General features: G+C 59.8%; 18 protein-coding genes. 2 read left to right on the forward strand and 16 right to left on the reverse strand.

What is annotated here, in order from left to right:
- The first annotated feature begins 16 nt into the window (after positions 1-16).
- Positions 17-1,519: a polysaccharide lyase gene (locus tag GQB03_RS04425; RefSeq protein WP_159684908.1), complete on the forward strand. Its 1,503-nt coding sequence runs from the start codon at positions 17-19 to the stop codon at positions 1,517-1,519.
- Between the two features lie 18 nt (positions 1,520-1,537).
- Here the strand turns inward: GQB03_RS04425 and GQB03_RS04430 are convergent, their stop codons facing one another.
- Both GQB03_RS04430 and GQB03_RS04435 read right to left on the reverse strand, forming a co-directional pair.
- Complete coding sequence (locus GQB03_RS04430; RefSeq protein WP_159684911.1) at positions 1,538-2,776, reverse strand: pyridoxal-dependent decarboxylase, exosortase A system-associated; 1,239 nt, start codon at positions 2,774-2,776, stop codon at positions 1,538-1,540.
- Positions 2,773-4,374: an acyl-CoA ligase (AMP-forming), exosortase A system-associated gene (locus GQB03_RS04435; protein WP_159684914.1), complete on the reverse strand. Its 1,602-nt coding sequence runs from the start codon at positions 4,372-4,374 to the stop codon at positions 2,773-2,775. Before GQB03_RS04435 ends, GQB03_RS04430 begins: the two co-directional genes overlap by 4 nt.
- Before the next feature lie 180 nt (positions 4,375-4,554).
- On the opposite strand from GQB03_RS04435, the gene GQB03_RS04440 reads away from it, so the two are divergent.
- The gene (locus tag GQB03_RS04440; protein ID WP_159684917.1) at positions 4,555-4,806 is read left to right on the forward strand and encodes an acyl carrier protein; all 252 of its coding nucleotides are present in this window, start codon (positions 4,555-4,557) and stop codon (positions 4,804-4,806) included.
- A gap of 54 nt (positions 4,807-4,860) precedes the next feature.
- Here the strand turns inward: GQB03_RS04440 and argB are convergent, their stop codons facing one another.
- From argB to GQB03_RS04510, 14 genes are all read right to left on the reverse strand, one after another.
- The gene (gene argB, locus GQB03_RS04445) at positions 4,861-5,763 is read right to left on the reverse strand and encodes an acetylglutamate kinase (protein ID WP_159684919.1); all 903 of its coding nucleotides are present in this window, start codon (positions 5,761-5,763) and stop codon (positions 4,861-4,863) included.
- A 69-nt stretch (positions 5,764-5,832) separates the two neighbouring features.
- Positions 5,833-7,023: a right-handed parallel beta-helix repeat-containing protein gene (locus tag GQB03_RS04450; RefSeq protein WP_159684922.1), complete on the reverse strand. Its 1,191-nt coding sequence runs from the start codon at positions 7,021-7,023 to the stop codon at positions 5,833-5,835.
- 260 nt (positions 7,024-7,283) lie between these two features.
- Positions 7,284-7,664 carry an Hsp20/alpha crystallin family protein gene (locus tag GQB03_RS04455; protein ID WP_200832102.1) on the reverse strand — a complete coding sequence of 127 codons (381 nt, stop codon included), beginning with the start codon at positions 7,662-7,664 and terminating at the stop codon, positions 7,284-7,286.
- A gap of 128 nt (positions 7,665-7,792) precedes the next feature.
- Positions 7,793-8,242: a dihydroneopterin triphosphate diphosphatase gene (nudB, locus tag GQB03_RS04460; protein WP_159684925.1), complete on the reverse strand. Its 450-nt coding sequence runs from the start codon at positions 8,240-8,242 to the stop codon at positions 7,793-7,795.
- A gap of 8 nt (positions 8,243-8,250) precedes the next feature.
- A complete protein-coding gene (locus GQB03_RS04465; protein WP_159684928.1) occupies positions 8,251-8,700 on the reverse strand; it encodes a barstar family protein in 450 nt (149 codons plus the stop codon).
- A complete protein-coding gene (locus tag GQB03_RS04470) occupies positions 8,697-9,083 on the reverse strand; it encodes a ribonuclease domain-containing protein (RefSeq protein ID WP_159684931.1) in 387 nt (128 codons plus the stop codon). Before GQB03_RS04470 ends, GQB03_RS04465 begins: the two co-directional genes overlap by 4 nt.
- 109 nt (positions 9,084-9,192) lie before the next feature.
- On the reverse strand, positions 9,193-10,821 hold the full coding sequence (locus GQB03_RS04475) for a response regulator (protein ID WP_159684934.1): 1,629 nt from the start codon (positions 10,819-10,821) through the stop codon (positions 9,193-9,195).
- A gap of 181 nt (positions 10,822-11,002) precedes the next feature.
- Entirely contained in the window at positions 11,003-12,805 is a 1,803-nt protein-coding gene (gene aspS, locus GQB03_RS04480) for an aspartate--tRNA ligase (protein WP_159684937.1), read from the reverse strand.
- Between the two features lie 50 nt (positions 12,806-12,855).
- Positions 12,856-13,488, reverse strand: a complete 633-nt coding sequence (locus tag GQB03_RS04485) for a DUF502 domain-containing protein (protein ID WP_159684940.1) — start codon at positions 13,486-13,488, stop codon at positions 12,856-12,858.
- A gap of 11 nt (positions 13,489-13,499) precedes the next feature.
- On the reverse strand, positions 13,500-13,775 hold the full coding sequence (locus GQB03_RS04490; protein WP_159684943.1) for an FmdB family zinc ribbon protein: 276 nt from the start codon (positions 13,773-13,775) through the stop codon (positions 13,500-13,502).
- A 138-nt stretch (positions 13,776-13,913) separates the two neighbouring features.
- Positions 13,914-14,765 carry a prepilin peptidase gene (locus GQB03_RS04495; RefSeq protein ID WP_159684946.1) on the reverse strand — a complete coding sequence of 284 codons (852 nt, stop codon included), beginning with the start codon at positions 14,763-14,765 and terminating at the stop codon, positions 13,914-13,916.
- 33 nt (positions 14,766-14,798) lie between these two features.
- The gene (locus GQB03_RS04500) at positions 14,799-16,034 is read right to left on the reverse strand and encodes a type II secretion system F family protein (protein WP_159684949.1); all 1,236 of its coding nucleotides are present in this window, start codon (positions 16,032-16,034) and stop codon (positions 14,799-14,801) included.
- Between the two features lie 23 nt (positions 16,035-16,057).
- On the reverse strand, positions 16,058-17,770 hold the full coding sequence (gene pilB, locus GQB03_RS04505; protein ID WP_159684951.1) for a type IV-A pilus assembly ATPase PilB: 1,713 nt from the start codon (positions 17,768-17,770) through the stop codon (positions 16,058-16,060).
- An 89-nt stretch (positions 17,771-17,859) separates the two neighbouring features.
- Entirely contained in the window at positions 17,860-19,131 is a 1,272-nt protein-coding gene (locus GQB03_RS04510; RefSeq protein ID WP_159684954.1) for an HlyC/CorC family transporter, read from the reverse strand.

The following is a 19,131-nucleotide window of genomic DNA, read 5'->3' on the forward strand; positions in this document are numbered from 1 at the left end:
GATCGCATTCAGGGTATTGCAGTTACTGCTGCTTGCCGTCATCGGCCTTGTATTCGCGTTGCCGGGCAAGGCTTCAGAGTCCGCAGGGGTGGTGCTGTATGACGGCCCCGACGGAGTGAACTGCGAATTTCTGAATCTCGGCGGTGGTGTTCGCTGGGGTGTCAAGCAGGGCGAATGGATTGATCGTGGCGGGCTACGGAACGGACAGGTGCCGTTTGCAACCGACCAGGTCCCCCCCACCGATAACCGGTCCTTTACAGAGTGGGACGTAACCGGGCTGGTGAGCGGTTGGCTGGATGGCAGTTGGCCTAATGACGGCATCGTGATCACGTCGGCGCCAGGGGTGGCATCGTATGTAGTGGAGTATTTCAGTCGAGAGGCTTCGAGCGAGAGCCGGCGGCCGTCGATAGATCTGCAATGGCACGATGGCTCTGTCACGACGGTATATGCGACTGCGGATTCGGTGCTCGATTGCTCGACAACGGCTTCGCAGGGGCAGAAACCGATCATCAAGCTTGGCAGCAATTACCGGGGGGTGTTCCAGTTTTCGCTGGGAAAACCCGCCGGCAAGCTCCGCAAGGCGACCCTGAGGTTGAGGCGCTCGGGCGGATACTATGGGCCGGCGGCGTTTTCCGTGTATCGGCTGGCCCCTCCTGTGCCGGCCCGACAGATCCCGACGGAACCGTCCGGAATTGCTTCCCGTGCCCGCTCCGCGACCGATCTTGCCGGCATGCCCGATGTTCTGTTCGTGGAGGATTTCGAGTCTTCTGACTGGGAAAGCCATTGGACCGAGATCGACAAGCACGGCACTTTCGAACGGGTTTCTGACGACCCGGGACTGCTTTTCAAACCGCGCCACGGGAAGGCACTGAAAGTGACCGTGCCGGCAAACAGCACCCTTGGTTTGAACATGAGCCTGCATTTCAGGCAGCGTCTCGGTTACGAGCCCGAGGAAGCTTATTTCCGCTATGCACTACGCCTCGCGGATAACTGGCGACCGACGCTGGACGGTGGAAAGCTACCGGGGCTCTCTGGCACCTATGGCAGGGCGGGCTGGGGCAATCGTGCGGTGGATGGCACTGACGGTTGGTCTACACGTGGCGCTTTCTATCGAATGGCGGCGGAAGGCAACCCTCTGTATGGTCTGGAGCGTATCGGCAGCTACGTTTACCAACCGGATCATCAGGGTGAGTACGGCGAGGTGTGGGAATGGGGCGAAGGCGGGACGGCGCCGCTGGCGCTTAATCGCTGGTATACGATCGAGCAGTACGTGAAGCTGAATACGCTGGGCAAACACGACGGCGTATTGATGGCGTGGATCGATGGTCGGCTGGTGCTGCACCGATACGACATTCGCTTTCGCGACACCAGCCAACTGAAGATCGAGAAATTGTGGATGAATGTTTACCATGGGGGGACCAAACCTCCCGGTAAAGATCTTTCGCTTTATGTCGACGATATCGTCGTGGCCCGCAGGTACGTCGGTCAGTTTGTGGATGAAGGAAAGCGTTCGCCTTAGAGGCCGCGCGACTTTGCGCTAGACCAGCACTTCACAAGCCGGGGGATGACCCAGAAATGCCGCTGGGCTGGCGCTGGGGCCGTATGCGCCGGACTGGAAGATTGCCACCAGATCACCGGGCTGTGCGATCGCTAGTTCCATGCGGTCGGCAAGCAGATCAAGCGGCGTACAAAGCGGACCAACCACGGTAGATGTTTCGGTCGACTGATCCGCGGCCATGCGATTGGCAATGGCTGCCGGATAGTTCTTGCGAATAACTTGACCGAAGTTGCCGCTCGCGGAAAGGTGATGGTGCAAACCTCCATCGCAGACGAGGAAGAGCTGCCCGCGGGACATCTTGCGATCGATGATCCGTGTGATGTATACCCCGGCTTCGCCTACGAGGTAGCGACCTAGCTCGACGACGATGTGCGCAGCGGGATGCCTTGCCGCCAGGCTCGCCGCCAGCGCGTGCAGATTGGCCGCGATGGGGGCGGGATCAAGGCGCTGTTCCCCGGGAAAATAGGGAATGCCAAAACCGCCTCCTAGATTGAGCACCCGCAGAGGGGACTGCGCAAGATCTGCCAGGCGCATGGCGAGATCGAAGCTTTTCAGCTGAGCTTCGATGATTGCATCGGCCTTGAGGTTCTGTGAGCCCGCGAAGAGGTGGAAACCTTCGAAGGAGAGACCTGCGCCGGCGATCCTTGCGAGTGCGGCAGGAATCACTTCGGAATCGATACCGAAGGGTTTCGGTCCTCCGCCCATTTTCATGCCGGAGCTTTTGAGTTCGAAATCCGGATTGACCCTCAGGGCGATCCGTCCCGGAAGCCCGAGCTCTTCGCACACCTCGGCGATGCGGTCGATTTCGGCTAGAGATTCGACATTGATCAGAATGTCCGAGGCAACGGCCTGGCGGAGTTCCGCGAAGCGCTTTCCTGGGCCTGCGAAGCTGACCTCCCTGGCCCCGACATCGAGCGCCAGTTTGAGCTCACCCGCGGAGGCAACATCAATACCGTCGACGAGCCGTGCCATATGTGCAACGAGCGGGGGAAACGGGTTCGCCTTCATCGCATAGTGAAGCCGGACTTCCTCGGGAAAGCGTTGCCTGAGCAGTGACACCCTTTCGTCGAGCAGGCGTCGGTCGTAGGCATAGAACGGGGTCTGGCCGACGCGGGCCGCGAGACGGTCGATATTTATGCCGCCGATGGTGAGCTGGCCATCACGTACAGGGAAGCCGACTGTGGCGGCGTGGCGAGGTTTTGCTGGGGATGTCGTCATGGTTCTGCGGGCTGAAGTCTTTGGCCGAGAAGGGTTCGGTCGAGTTTGCCATTCGGATTGCGGGGGAGGCGATCCGGCGCAAGGACGAATCTGGCCGGCACCATGTAGGGCGGGGCCAGGCGGCGACACGCGGTGACGAGCCGCGCCGAGTCCACCTTCTCGTCGGCACGGGTGTGAGCGATGACCACGATGGCTTCGCCAAGCGTTGGATCAGGCACGCCGAAGGCCGCACACTCCAGAACCAGACCGGTAGCCAGAACGATTTCCTCGATTTCGGTCGGGCTCACCCGATATCCCGAAGTCTTGATCATTTCGTCATTCCGGCCGATGAAGTAGAGATAGCCTTCATCGTCCATACGCACCGTATCGCCTGAGAAAACGGCAATCTCGGGCAGAGGCAGCTCGGTTCGACCGCCCGCCACCGTGGCGGGCAGGGCGCGGAAGCGCTCAGCGGTCTTCTCCGGCGCATTCCAGTATCCCATCGAGACGAGGGGGCCTCGCTGCACGAGCTCCCCGGGTTCGTTTGGGGCGCACCGGGTACCGTCGCTGCGCAGAACGAGGATCTCGGAGTTGGGGATGGCCTTGCCGATCGAGTCGGGTCTCAGATCCAGCTGGGAGGGGTCGAGATAGGTAGCCCTGAAGGCCTCGGTGAGGCCGTACATCAGGAAGACCCTGGCTTGTGGCAAACGGGCCCGCAGCATGTCGAGCGTGTTCCTGGGCATTCGGCCGCCCGTGTTTGCCACGTAACGGAGCGTTCGACCCGATTGCTCGCCCCAGGTGGATTGGGTGAGCTGTATCCAGAGCGGCGGGACTGCAGTCAGTCCGGTCACGTGGTGTCTGTCGATGGCGTTCAGTACGTCTTTCGGAAACAGATAGTTCAGGAGCACAACCCTGGCGCCCGCATGAAAAGACGTGGTCAGTTGCGAAAAGCCCGCGTCAAATGAGAGGGGGAGTGCTGCAAGAACGACGTCCCCCGCCCGGTTCTCTAGGTAGCTCGCAACGCTTTTGGCTCCTGCGATCATGTTTCGATGCGAGAGCACGACACCTTTTGGCTTGCCGGTGCTGCCCGACGTATAGAGGATTGCCGCCATGTCGCTGTCTATTACGCGGTGCAGCGGGGAGGTACCCGACTGATGGAACTCGTCCCAGCCTTGCTGCAGCGGTTGCCCATCGATGGCCGGTACTTCGTCCGGGAGGTGGGGGGTCACCACGATATGTAGCAGGTCGGGGCAGGCGACGAGCGCCGGGAGCAGTGCCGGAAGGCGGTCGGTTGTGGTTACCAGCAGTCGGACGCCGCAATCCCGCAGAATATAGGCGACTTGCTCGGGCTTGAGCAGCGGATTGATTGGAACGAAGACGCAGCCCGCCCAGCAAGCGCCAAACGAGGCGATCACCGCTTCAAAGCGCTTCTCGAGATAGATGGCAATCCGGTCACCGCGAGTCAGCCCCGCTGCGCAGACGGCACCTGCAAATCTTTGGCATGCGTCGGCCAGCGCCTGATAGGTCAGTGTGTCCTCGCGGTAGACAAGCGCCTCCGTTTCCGGTGACCTCAGCGACGCTTCTTGAACGAGTTCATGGAGCAGGTGCGTGTGGTTCATCCTCTATTTCGCCGGTCTATGGTTCGTGCCGAGGTTTGCCCGACAAGGTATTCGCTCGTGCCTTGTTGGCCACGAATATTACGGTCGGGCACGGGTCTTCCGTGCCAGCGCGAAGGGCACCTATAATGTCGTCCCGGCCAGGGTTTGGCTGGGTTTAACGTGAATGAAAGGAATTCCGCGTTGGAAATCGAAAAGAAAGTACTGCTGCTCGTTGATGATGTATTGGCTCTGGATGGTCGGGCTCTGGAGTTTACCGCGTCCACGCCGCTGCTCGGAGCGGTACCGGAGCTTGACTCGATGGCTGTAATCGGAATCATCAATGCCATCGAAGAGCAGTTCGATTTCATCATCGGTGATGATGAAATCGACGGTGGGACTTTCGAAACCGTAGGGTCGTTGGTCGACTTCGTTCGCCATAAGCAGATGAACTGACCTGTCTGCCGTGGCTCCGCTCGAGCCGGAGCCGCGACATTCGGGTTTAGTGCGTCATTTGCTCTTGATCATCGTGCCGACGCCATGATCCGTCAGAATCTCGAGCAGAAGGCAGTGCTCGACACGTCCGTCGATGATATGGACTGACTTGACACCGTTTCGTGCCGCGTCGAGAGCCGAACCGATTTTCGGCAGCATTCCGCCTGACAGCGTACCGTCTTCAACCAGTTCATCGATCTGGCGCGGGGTAAGTCCGGTCAGGAGATTGCCCTGCTGGTCCAGCACGCCCGGCGTATTGGTCAGGAGCACGAGTTTTTCCGCCTTAAGGATCTCCGCAAGTTTGCCGGCGACCACGTCCGCATTGATGTTGTAGGTTTCGCCGGACTCTCCGACGCCTATCGGTGCAATCACTGGGATGAAGTCCCCCTGATCCAGGAAGGAAATGAGGCTCGGGTCTATGGTCGTGATTTCACCAACCTGTCCCACGTCAATCACGTCTCCCGGCGGTGCGTCCTTGCGCTGCATCAGCAGTTTTTTTGCACGGATGAAGGAGGCGTCTTTGCCGGTCAAGCCAACGGCCTTTCCGCCGTGCTGATTGATCAGGCTTACGATCTCCTTGTTCACCTGACCGCCCAGCACCATTTCCACCACTTCCATGGTTTCCGAGTCCGTGACCCGCATACCCTGGATGAACTCCCCTTTCTTGCCGACGCGGTTGAGCAGGCTTTCGATCTGCGGGCCGCCCCCGTGGACAACGACCGGGTTCATGCCGACGAGCTTGAGCAAAACGACGTCGCGCGCAAAGCAATCTTTGAGATGCGGATCCGTCATGGCGTTGCCGCCATACTTGATCACGATCGTCTTGTCGAAGAAGCGTTTGATGTACGGCAGCGCTTCGGCAAGGATCTCGGCCTTGATTGCGGGTTGCGTCTTGGCGGCATCGTCACGAATCGACATCTGAAAACTCCATGAAATTGCGCAGGATTCTAATGGGCTGGCCGTTTTTTCGAAAGTCAGCCCTATGTACTAGTGTGGCCGGTTGTCTGCCGCCCCGGTTGCCTGAAAGGCCCCGGGCACCCATTGCGTCGGCGCGGAGATTCGTATCTCTCCAATGTCGGGTGCAAACTCCGAGTCCGGGCGCAATGCTGGATCGGGGGCCGGCCGGACGGCATCAAGCGCTAGCAGTGACGCTGCGCTTGGAGGGATTCTGCCATGATCCAGCGTCTGCACACGGTTTGCGTTGCCGATGAAGACACCATCGTTACCGAATTCGAAGATTCCCAGCCCGGACGTAAGGTTGTTGACTGCCACGATTTCGGGAGGCGATGCGAATCTGTCCCTCCATACCCTGAGAAACCACGCAGGTATGAAGCTTTCATTCACCAATGTGTTATGGGCGAGTTGCAGGCGATTCTTGTCCCATGTGTTGCCTTCGGCTCCAAACGCGATCACGACCCGGTTCTGACTGCGCATTCCCTGGACAAGGGTATTGCCGACCACCAGCACTTCTCCGCCGTTCGGGAAATCCAGTTCGTAAGAGGCTTCTCCGTCCGGGCCGTCAGCGAGAAGGTTGTACTTCAAGGTGCTCTGGCGCGCGCGCGATTTGAACAGGTGTCCGACATGCCCGGTGTGAAAGTAGCTGCCGCGGACCTCCACGCTTTCGATCCTGCCCACGTACACGAGATGATGCAAACCACCCGCATCCGTCGGCGCATTGCCGAACTCGCTATCCTCGATCGTGAGCCTGGTTGACGGAGTGTTGGCGGTCATCAGGCCGATCTCATTGTTCAGGAATACGCACTTTCGCACCGTCAGCGTGCCACGTTCCAGCCTGATGCCCGATCCGACTGCGTCCGCACCGCGAGCATCCCTGAATTCGATGTTCTCGATCGTGAAATCGCCTTGTCGAATGACCCAGATTCCCTTCGCTTCTGCACTTCGAGTGCCTGCCCGGATTATCGGTCTCGCGCCAATGCCGCGGATCGTGAGTCGTTTCTGTGGCCATACCGCGACCCCGCCATCATATTGTCCGGCCCTGATCTCGACGGTATCACCGTCCTGCGCCTGTTGCGCAACCTCACCAATGGAAATGGATCCGGGCTCGGTGCTGATGATCCATGTCTTGGCGAGCGCACACGACGAAACGAACAACATGCCCGCCGCGATGATGGCACGCAGCGCCGTTGGATCAATGCTCTTTGCGGTGGTCACATGCATCGCGTCCCTTTCCGAGCCCGCATCGGCCGGCATGTCGCGCGGCTGCTAATAGCGCCGCCATGGCTTCTGTGGCGTAGGGTAAAGGCCAGTCGTCGGGGTAAATCGAATGTTCTTCCAAGCCATTATGTACCGGCAAAGAGATGGGTGCATCGATCGCAAACTGGGCAGATGAGCTGGATACGGGAAAGGGCGGCAAGCCGCCCCTTTCGTCGTTATCAGACGATGTCTCCGTCGATCGTCAGTTGCTTGACCTGGGTTGCCTACTTGCGAGGCAGGCTCAACTCGAGGACACCATCAATGTACTTTTCGGTGGCGCGGCCTTCGTCAAACTCCTGTCCGAGCTGGAAGCTACGAGATACCTTGCCGAAGCGGCGCTCGGTACGCAATACGCGTTCGCCCTCCTTGATCCCTTTCTGTTCTTGGCGCTCGGCCGAGACGGCGACGATAGGGCCATCGATGCTTACGTGGATATCTTCCTTGCGCACGCCCGGAAGCTCAGCGTGAATCGTGTAGCCATCTGCATTTCCCTTCACGTCGACCTTGATCGTGGGCGCTTCGCCGCCCTGTCCGAACTCGACGGGGCGGACGAAGAACCCGCGGAAGAAATCGTCGAATGGATCGTTTCTGACCAGATTGCTCATGATTGCCTTCTGTTGGTAGCCTATGAAAAAAGTAAGCGTTTGTTTATTTTCGATATGGCTTCACAGACGGCGTTCAAGGGGCGCTGAGTTCAGCGAGATAGCCCCTCAGCGTGAAGAAACGAGGGCTGTCAGCCCTGTCTGGCGGCGAGCCGCGCGACCAGCCGGATCGCATCCCGGTTGGTCCATGACCACACCCTGCGGACGGCATCCTGCCAGGGCAGCCACTCCCATGCCTGATGTTCGACAGGATCGAGGCGTGGCGCCACTGCCGATTCGAGGCAGGCGCTGAAGACGTGCTCGGTGTTGTGGGTGACACCGCCGTCGTAGCGGTTGCGCCACGCTGGCGGGATCGGAAAGCGGTTGCTCAAGCGGTGATCGAGCAGGGCTGTCGAGCTGACGCGGATTCCGGTTTCTTCGAGAATTTCGCGCGAGGCAGTCTCTGCAAGGTCTTCTTCGCCCTCACGACTGCCCGTCACCGATTGCCAGAATTGTGAGGGTTTCACTCGTTCGAGAAGCAGAATCTGCAGGTCGTTCGTGTGAATCACGACGAGGATCGAGACCGGTTGTTTGCTATCCATGAAGTGCTTCAGTCTGGTGCGGAGAGCGGTTTGATTCCGGGGGCACCTTCTTCGACCAGGATCCAGAAGGGGATTCCGTCGGCGGTCCAGTCATCGGCAGTCTCTCCGAGGATCTCAAGCAGGGTTGCGGTGTCCTCATCGATTCCGGGAGGTAGCGACGCAATACCGCGGACCAGCGTGAGATAGCCTTCCGAAGGCAGCCAGCTGAGATCGCCAAGCGCGTCGGCCAGCGCATCCCAATTGTGGCCAAACCATTCCGGAAAGGCGTAGGCTCTGGAGACGCATTGCAGCAGGCCGGCCTTGTCGGCACAGCCGGTCAGATTCACGCAGATCTCGCGTAGCTGCAGCGCTCGCGCGATCCGCGCGCAAGCGTCCACATCTGCGCTCGGGATGCTGTAAAGGCCTGCGCGGGCAGGCCGGCGCAGCTGATTTTCGATTTCCTGCAATCTGCGGGTCATGGCGATATGCGCTTGAAGCTGCGGTAGTGGTCCGAGGTGTAGTAATAGACTTCGGGCGGGTTTCCGCCCGCGACGATTCTGCGAGCCCCCCGATCACGTGCACCCGGCGTGGGGACGGTGTACTCGCGGTAGTAGCCACGCGGCATGTGGGGCAGCCGTTTTTCGCGGTTCTGGAATACGGCACCATCCTTTCTGTACGGAAAGGGGCCACCGGCCCTGATCAGGTGGAGCGTTTCGAGCACTTCCTGCGGAAGTCCGGCATCGTGGCGGATCGGGACAGGTTGCGCCGAAGCGGCATGGCTGGCGGGGGAGGGCGCGTTCTGTGGGCCGCAGCCGGATATTGCCAGGATAACGGCGAGCAGGACGAGGAGCCTTTGGAGCACGCGTATTCCTATTCGAATGGAATTAATGTGCCCAATATATCAATTTGAGCCGTGGCCTGCTCTTGTGAGTGTGGTTCCGGACGCCGACCACGTGTCGACCCTTTCCAGATCAGGGCTGCGTTGCCGCGATTCCGTATTTTTTGAGAAGACTTCGCCTGAACTCGTTCAACGCTGGCAGACGGGTGTTCTCGGGGTCGTGGATACGGACCTGCTCGGCAAGCCGGCGTGCCTGTTCGGCGAACTGCTCGTTCCAGCCGCAGTTCTCGATATGTCGCAGCAGGGCGAGCGCCGCATTGAACAGCACGTGCGGATTTCCGGGCAATCGTCTCACCGCGTTCATCATTTCGCTCACTGCGCCATTGAAATCCCCATCTTTGGCTTTCTGGGCGCCGGTTGAAATCAGGGCGCGCACTTCCTGCTGGACCTGAGACTCCAGTTGACCGGAGAGTTCGGTTTTGTCGTGCCGGGCAAACATGTTGCGGACCGTCTGCAGGGTACCGGCATCGCCACGGGAGCGAATCATTTCCAGCGCAACCTGCGATGCGGCTCCGTCGAGATCGTTGCGCAGACAGGTGTCAGCGAGTCGGGCCTTGAGGGCAACCGATAGGCGGGAAATGTTTTCCGGGTCGCCCATGGCCTTTGTCAGCGCCTCACGTGCGGCCTGTTTGTCACCCCGGCCGTCAAGCAGCATGGCATTGGCCATCGCAGTACATATCGACGTCGTCGGAAGGCCCGCCATGGACCGTTCGAGGTCTCGCACGGTTGTTTCGGCAGCGGCCATGTTGCCTTGTTGAAGCTGCGCGGCTGCGAGTTGCACATGATCTTCCGGGTTGCGGAAATCGGAGTACTTCGCGAGGCGTACGACTTCAGAGAACTTCTCTTCAGCTTGTATCGGATCGCCGAGTTCGAGCGAGAGCTCACCGAGTTTCCGCGTGCGACTGACGCGATACGGCGAGCGGGTGTGGGCCTTGGCGAGAATGTCTCGTGCTTCGTCCAGCTGTCCGGCGGCCTCACGTGCGCGGGCCAGCAACTCGTAGGCATCGATGAACTGATCACTCTCGGACACCAGACTTTCGAGAATCTGCTCGCATTCCGAAAAGCGCTTCTGGGCAAACAGTGATTTTGCAAGACCCAGGCGCGCCCAAGGTACGGCACGTAACTCGAGAATCCGCTTGTAGAGCTGCTCCGCCTGTACCGCCTCGCCGACTGCGATGTGCAGCTCGGCTTCGAGCCGCATGAAATCAAGCTGCCATTGTGGATACCGTGTCCTGCCCTCGTGACAGCACGCAATCGCGGTCGGCGTGTCCTGGCGTTCTATCGCCCGGTAGGCAGGCAGCAGCGCGTCGCGCTTTTCAAGCGCTCTCGCGATCCTGCGAAACAGCGCCTCTGCCGCGAAGGGTTTGAGAATGTAATCGTTGGGGGCGAGCTCCGCTGCGCCAACCACCTTCTCGTATTGGCGCTCGCCGGTGAGCATGATGAAAACCGTGGCCAACGGAATGATGGCGTTCTGCCTTAGATCCTCGAGCAGATGCTGTCCGTCCTGACCGTCGCCGAGATGGAACTCGCACAGGACCAGATCGAACTCCTGGTCGCGCAGCTTCCTCACCGCAGCCCCGGCACTGACTGCGAACTCGACCTTCTGTACGCCGGAAAGCGCCAGCATGTTGCGTACCTGTGCCCGCATGCCGGGTTGCGGCTCGATGATCAGCGTCGAGATGCTTTCTGCGGTTGCCAGCATTGGAGACCAAGGGGGATGGCGGTGACAGAGTCTTATCGGTCAATATAGGCGGATCTTGATGAGCACGGTAGTAGTGCGGATCGCGCAGGGCCCGAGGCCTTGGCTTCCCATGTAGTGATGAGGGCAAAAAAAGTGCGCCCGAGGGCGCACGTTGGCTTGGGGGACCGTGCCGGACGCGGGCTCAGTCTTTTGCGACCTCGACCTGGGTTTCGACCTTCTGGCGCAGGCGGATGTGCAGGTCCCTGAGCTGGCGCTCGTCGACGCCCGACGGGGCATCGGTGAGCAGGCATTGGGCACGCTGGGTCTTGGGGAAGGCGATCACGTCGCGGATCGATTCGGCGCCGGTCATCATGGTCACGATGCGATCCAGACCGAAGGCCAGGCCACCGTGCGGCGGTGCGCCGTATTTCAGAGCGTCGAGCAGGAAACCAAACTTGAGTTGGGCCTCTTCCTCACCGATTCCGAGTGCACTGAAAACCCTGCTCTGTACATCGGCGCGGTGGATACGCACCGAGCCGCCACCCAGCTCCCAACCATTGAGTGCAAGGTCGTAGGCCTTTGCAAGACACTTTCCAGGGTCGGTGGTGAGTAGCTTGAGGTGCTCGTCCTTGGGGCTGGTGAAGGGGTGATGGCAAGCCGTCCAGCGCTTGTCTTCGTCGTCGTACTCGAACATCGGGAAATCGACCACCCACAGTGGCTCCCAGGACTTTCCGTTGACGTAGCCCTTCTCGTGGCCGAGCTTCGTGCGCAGCGCGCCAAGCGCGTCGTTGACGATTTTGGCCTTGTCCGCACCAAAGAAGATCAGATCGCCGTTCTGCGCGCCGGTGCGCTCGATGATGGACGCCAGGGCCTGCTGGTGCAGGTTCTTGACGATCGGCGATTGCAGGCCCTCTTCACTGAGCTTGGTGATGTCGTTTACCTTGATGTAGGCAAGACCGCGGGCGCCATATATGCCGACAAACCTGGTGTACTCGTCGATCTCGCCGCGGGTGAGCTGGGCTCCGCCCGGAACGCGGATTGCTGCCACACGGCCGCTCTCCGAATTGGCGGGGCCGGAGAAGACCTTGAAGGCGACGTCGCGCACTGCGTCCGTGACGTCGGCGATCTCGAGGGTCACGCGCAGGTCGGGTTTGTCCGAGCCGAAGCGCGACATCGCTTCCGCGTAAGTCATACGGGGGAAGGGGTCAGGCAGATCGACGTCAAGCACTTCCTTGAAGATGCTGCGGATCATCTCCTCCATCAACGCGGTGATTTCGGCCTCGCCAAGGAATGAGGTCTCGATATCGACCTGGGTGAACTCGGGCTGGCGGTCCGCACGGAGGTCCTCGTCGCGGAAACACTTGGTGATCTGGTAGTAGCGGTCGTAGCCGGCCACCATGAGCAGTTGCTTGAAGAGCTGCGGCGACTGGGGCAATGCGAAGAACTGGCCGGAGTGAACGCGCGAGGGCACGAGATAATCGCGGGCACCCTCGGGCGTGCTCTTGGTGAGCATCGGCGTTTCGATGTCGATGAAGCCTTTCGAGTCGAGAAAACGGCGGAAGGCCATCGCCGTCTTGTAGCGCAACATCATGTTCTTCTGCATCTGCGGTCGGCGCAGATCGATCACACGATGAGTCAGGCGGGTGGTTTCAGACAGATTCTCTTCATCCAGCTGGAACGGTGGGGTCGCCGATACGTTGAGAACCTCCAGCTCGTGACACAGCACTTCGATCTGCCCCGAGGTGAGCGCCGCATTCTCGGTGCCCGCGGGACGGCGGCGTACCTTGCCGGTGATCCTGACTACAAATTCGTTACGAATCGATTCCGCGGTGGCAAAGACTTCTGCGCGGTCGGGATCGCAGACGACCTGAACCAGACCTTCACGGTCGCGCAGATCAATGAAGATGACCCCGCCGTGGTCTCGGCGACGGTGAACCCAGCCGCACAAGGTGACGGTCTGATCGAGATATTCGGCGGTCACGAGACCGCAATAGTTGGTTCGCATGGCTCAAATTCCGGAAATACGAGGCGCGGCAGCACAGCCGCAGGGATGCATTATTGTTGAAGCAGGGCACTCGGCGGATTGTTTCGCCTTGTGGCTCCGTTTGGCGCCACGACCCCCATCGAGATGATGTATTTCAGCGCTTCGTCCACGCTCATGTCCAGTTCGACCACATCGGCTTTCGGGAGCATCAGGAAAAAGCCGGAAGTCGGGTTGGGCGTGGTCGGAACATAGACGCTGACATAATCGCCCGTCAGATGCCTGGCAGGATCGCCACCCGGACGTCCGGTGAGGAAGGCAATTGTCCAGGTTCCTTCACGTGGGTACTGGATCAGCAGTGCCTTTCGAAAGGCCTGCCCGTTGCTGGAGAACAGGGTGTCCGAAACCTGCTTGACGCTGTTGTAGATGGACTTCACCACGGGAATGCGCGACAGCAGCGCTTCCCAATACCGCACGAGATGCTGGCCCAGCACATTGGCGGTGAAAAGGCCGGTGATCAGGATGATCAGCAGGCTCATCAGCACGCCGAAGCCCGGGACGTGAAAGCCGAGCAGATTGTCGGGACGGAAGTGCGCGGGAATCAGCAACAACAGCTGATCGAGCGTGCTGACGATCCACGCGAGGACCATCAGGGTGATGACCAGCGGAATCCAGATCAGCAGTCCGGTGATGAAGTATTTCTTCATTCAGCAGGCGGTCAGTGACATGCGCACGAGCCACCGCAGCCGGTTGAAGGCGTGCTGTCGCTTTTCGATGTTTCGGCCGGAGCGGGGCTGGCCGCCTTGCCGCTGCCGCCCTTGAAGTCCGTCGCGTACCAGCCGGATCCCTTGAGCTGGAAGCCGGCAGCGCTGAGCAGACGCTTGTACTGGGTTGCGCCGCACGATGGGCAGGCCGGAATCGGACCATCGCTCATTTTCTGCAGATGTTCTTTCTGGAATCCACAGCTTTCGCAGCGATATTCGTAAATCGGCATCTCACTCTCCGAAAAATCAAGCGCACGAGTCTAGCGCATTGCAACATTGGCGGAAAGCGGGGAGGGAACCGTGCCGACCCTGCTCTCGACGTATACAGCCCGGATCTGGGGGCGGCGGCCGGTTAAATCAAGAGGGTGTCACAGCAGCGCCAGATAGCGGGTCGTCAGCTGTTCCCCGAAAAACAGGGCGAGGACGCCCGCGGCAGCGAGATAGGGGCCGAACGGGATCGGCACGTTTCGCCCATGGCGCGCAAACACGATCAGCCCTATACCGACCACCGCGCCGACCGCGGACGAGAGCAGAATGGTCAGCGGCAGCAACTGCCAGCCGAGCCATGCGCCGATCGCTGCGAGCAGCTTGAAGTCGCCATACCCCATTCCTTCCTTGCCGGTGACGAGCTTGAACAACCAGTAAACCGACCAGAGCGTGAGATAACCCGCCACTGCGCCGATCACCGCCGACGACAGTTCGATGTAGGTGCCCGGTAGATTGAAAAGCAGACCGAGCCAGAGCAGCGGGAGGGTCAGGTTGTCGGGTAGGAGCTGGGTGTCGAGATCGATAAAAGTCAGGGCCACCATGGTCCACAGGAAGGCCAGGGCGCCGAGCAGCGCGATGCCGTAGCCGAATCGCCACGCGGCAAAGGCCGAAAGCAGGCCGGTGAGGACTTCAATTACCGGATAGCGGATACCGATCGGGGCCTTGCAGTGTCGGCAGCGCCCTCGCAAGAGTAGAAAACTGACCACCGGAATGTTTTCCACTGCGGTGATCTGATGCCCGCAATGAGGGCAACGCGATCTGGGTGTGGCGAGGTTGAAGCGCTCCCGTTCGGCGAGGGTCTCGCCACGGAGCTCGGCAGCCTGGGCCTGCCACTCGAGCTCCATCATTTTCGGAAGACGGTGAATCACGACATTAAGGAAACTGCCCACAAACAGCCCGAGCAGCGCGGTCATCGCCGTCAGCGTGACGGAATCGTTCAGAAATTCAAACATGATTTGCGGGAGGTGATGTCGTGTGCGCCGGGCTCAGACCACCGCGCCAAGCTTGAAAATCGGCAGATACATGGCGACGACGAGACCGCCGATCACCGTGCCGAGGAAGACCATGATGAGCGGTTCGAGCAACTGTGACAGGCCGGCGACAGCGTCATCGACTTCACGTTCGTAGAACTCCGCGACTTTTCCGAGCATCGAGTCAAGCTGGCCCGACTCTTCGCCGATCGAAACCATCTGGACAGCCATCGTCGGGAAGACCTTGGCGTTCTGCATCGAGACAGTTAGGCTGGTGCCGGTACTGACCTCTGTCTGAATCTGCTTCGTTGCCATCAGATAGATATAGTTGCCGGAGGCGCCGCCGACCGAATCGAGCGCTTCGACCAGAGGTACGCCCGCGGCAAACATGGTCGACAGGGTGCGAGTCCAGCGGGCAATCGTGGCTTTGCGTACGACGTCGCCGATGACGGGAAGCTGCAGGACCGCACGGTCGACGAGAATCTGCATTTTCGGAGATCGTTTGTACAAGTACGAAATGATCATGACCGTTCCGATCACGATCCCGAACATCAGGTACCAGTATTCGACGAAGAAGTCGGACATTCCCACCACGACCAGCGTTGGGGCGGGCAGGTCTGCACCGAACGAGGCGAACACATTCTTGAATTCGGGAATCACGAACAGCATCATCACCGAGATCACGATCGCAGCAACCACCACAACGGCCAGTGGGTAGAACAATGCTGATTTGATCTTGCTCTTGATGGCAAGGATCTTTTCCTTGTAGTTCGCGAGCCGATCGAGCAGGGAGTCCAGAATACCGGCCTGTTCTCCCGCTTCTACAAGGTTGCAGTACAGTGCGTCGAAGTAGACCGGATACTTGCGGAACGCGTTGGACAGGTTGGTGCCGGTTTCGACGTCATTGCGGATCTCGTTGAGCATGCGCGCAAGCGTGGGGTTTCCCGATCCCTTCATCGCGATGTCAAAGGCCTGCAACAACGGCACCCCGGAGCGCATCATCGTCGCAAGCTGACGGGTGAACAGGGCGATGTCCTTGTCTCCGATCCGCGAGCCGCGGGATAGCTTCTGCTTCTTGACCTTGGTGACCATCACGCCCTGGCGGCGCATGGTGGCCTGAACAACCTTTTCTCCGGCAGCGCGCATTTCGCCCCGGATCATCTTCCCGGTCTTGTCCTTGCCCTCCCAGGTGTAGAGCAGTTCTTTAGGCCCTGTTGCCGGTCGTCGTGCGGTGCGGGTAGCTGTGGCCATTGGTCAGACTCTCGTTCTTCGAATCATTCGTTTGTGGTGGCGAGCACTTCCGCCAGCGAGGTGACACCTTGCATCACCTTGAGCAGGCCGGATCGGCGCAGATCGCTCACGCCTTCGAGTTCGGCCTGGGCTGCGATCTCGATGGAGTTGCCATTGCTCATGATGATCTTCGAGATCTCTTCGGAGATCGGCATGACCTGGTAGATGCCGACGCGGCCCTTGTAGCCGCTGTTCTTGCAGCGATCGCAACCGACCGGGCCATAGGGCTGCCAGCTGCCATCCAGTTGTGCTTCGGTGAAACCGGCGTCGAGCAGGGCCTCGCGCGGAATATCCATGGGCTTCTTGCACGTACAGAGGCGCCGCGCAAGCCGTTGTGCAGTGATGAGGATGACCGATGAGGCGATGTTGAAGGCTGCCACGCCCATATTGCGCAGGCGCTCGAGCGTGCTGGGCGCATCATTCGTATGCAGGGTGGACAGCACCAAGTGACCGGTCTGGGCGGCCTTGATCGAGATTTCCGCAGTGTCGATGTCGCGGATTTCACCAACCATGATCACGTCCGGATCCTGGCGCAGGAAGGCACGCAGCGCGGATGCGAACGTGAGCCCGGCCTTTTCGTTTACGTTCACCTGATTGATGCCGGGCAGGTTGATCTCGGCAGGGTCTTCGGCCGTCGAGATATTCACGCCGGGTTTGTTCAGCATGTTCAGGCACGTATAGAGCGATACGGTCTTACCGCTACCGGTCGGGCCAGTCACGAGGACCATGCCGTAGGGGCGCTCGATCGCATGCTCGATGGCCTTGCGCTGCTCGGGCTCGTAGCCCAGCGCTTCGATCCCCAGCATGGCCGATGTGGGGTCGAGAATACGCATGACGATTTTCTCACCATGCAGCGTTGGCAGCGTGGATACCCGGAAATCTATGGCTTTGTTCTTGGACAGTACGAGCTTCATGCGACCGTCCTGAGGGACCCGCTTTTCCGAAATGTCGAGTCGTGAAATGACCTTTATCCGGGCCGCGATCTTTTCGCGCAGGATCAGCGGCGGCTGGGCGATCTCGCGCAGGACGCCATCGGTCCTGAACCGGATGCGGTAGTACTTCTCGTAGGGCTCGAAGTGGATGTCGGAAGCCCCTTCGTTGATCGCATCGATGAGCATTTTCTGGATGAAGCGCACGACCGGCGCGTCGTCCACTTCGCCGGACGTATCCTCTTCCGGCTTTTCTTCGACCCCCTGATCCAGCAGGTCCATGTCGAAGTCTTCGCCGGTGATGTCGCGCAGCGAATCGGAGGCGGTCTCGGAGAGCGTCTGGAGAAGCTGGGTCAGACGTGGCTGCTCGACCACCACCGGGTCTACCGACATGCCCGTCTGGAAGCGGATCTCGTCAAGTGCCCTGAGGTTGGTGGGATCGGCCATCGCGACCGCGAGGCGGTTCCCACGCTTGCCGAGTGCGATCACCTCGTGTTTCGAGCAGAGTTTTGCGTCGATCGCGTCCTTGGGCAGATGTGCGATGTCGATCGACGAGAGATCAAACAAGGGGTAGCCAAAGGTGAGCGCGCAGAATCGAGCGAGATCGCGTGCATTGATGAATTTGCGATCCACCAGCTCGTGCACGAATGCGCGATGTCCACCCTTCGCGGACGTCGTGCATTCGAGCGCATCCTGCTCGGTGACACGGCCTTGCTGAACCAGTGCCCGGGCGAGACCGCTCATCGCAATCTGTGGATTAGCTGCCATCTCTCACATCTCTAGCCAAACTGCCTGATGTTGCATGCCCCTCCGGGGGCTGTAAAGCGGGTTTGCACAGATTTGCCTCGCCCGCCCGATCACTGCTCGGTAGGCCGAAATATCCGTACCATGCGTACCATCCGGTCCTGTGTCTGGATGACTTCGATCGGCACGCCGGCGATGCGGACCGACAATCCGGTTTCAGGAATCTCGCGAAGGTACTCGAGTAGCAACCCATTCAATGTTTTCGGCCCGTCGAGCGGAAGATTTAGCCCAAGTTTGCGATTCAGGTCGCGCAGGCTCTGCCCCCCGTCCGCCAGAACGCTTCCATCCTCTCCCCAGGCCAGCTTGTCACCACTGTCGGGAGTGCTCGTGGTGAACTTTCCGATGAGTTCTTCGATGATGTCTTCCACGGTCACGAGACCGAGCAGTTCTCCGTACTCGTCCACCACCAGCGCCATCCGCTGCTTGTTTTCCTGGAAGAATCGAAGCTGTGAATAGACGGGCGTGTCCGCCGGAATGAAGTAGGGCTTTCCGAGCAGTTCGCGGATTTCAGCGGGATCGAATCCAGAATCCAGGGTGTGGCCAAGCATGCGCCGCAGATGCAGCAATCCGATGACGTTGTCCATTTCGCCATCGAAAACGGGCAGGCGGGTATGGTAGCTGGTCGCAATCTGATGGCGGAGTTCTTCTGCCGGCATGCCGAGGTCGAGGGCTTCGATTGCGCCGCGTGGCGTCATCACGTCTTCAACCGTGATGTCCTCGAGTTCGAACAGATTAACCAGGATGCTGCGGTGCTTCTGGGGGATGAAGTGGCTCGATTCGAGCACCATCCCACGGAGTTCTTCCGGTGTGAGGCGGTGTTGGCCCTCGTCGGAGCTGGGTTTCAGGCGCATCAGGCCCAACAGGCCGGAAACGAAAAAATTGATGAAGCTGACCACGAAGCTCGTTATTCTGAGCAGCGCCGCAAGCACATAAGAGACCACTACGGCCAGGCGATCGGCGTAGTTGGCACCGATCACCTTCGGTGTGATTTCCGAGAAAACCAGGATCAGGAACGTAACCACGAGGGTTGCAGCCCCCAGCGCCCATTCCTTGTCGCCGAATAGCTCGATGGTGATGATGCTCACCAGCATCGCCGCCGCAGCATTGATGAGATTGTTGAACAGCAGGATCACGCCCAGCAGCCGGTCCGTCTGGCCGAGCAACTCGTTGGCGAGTTTGGCGCCACGGTGACCGGTTGCGGCAAGGGAACGCAGACGATAGCGGTTGGCCGCCATCATCGCCGTCTCTGCCATGGAAAAGAGTCCTGAAAGGACGAGCAACAACGCCAGCGCGACCGCTTTGGTCGCAATAGGAAGGTCGGTCAC

The sequence above is a fragment of the Cognatazoarcus halotolerans genome, assembly GCF_009800965.1.
GTDB classification, from domain to species: Bacteria; Pseudomonadota; Gammaproteobacteria; order Burkholderiales; family Rhodocyclaceae; genus Cognatazoarcus; species Cognatazoarcus halotolerans.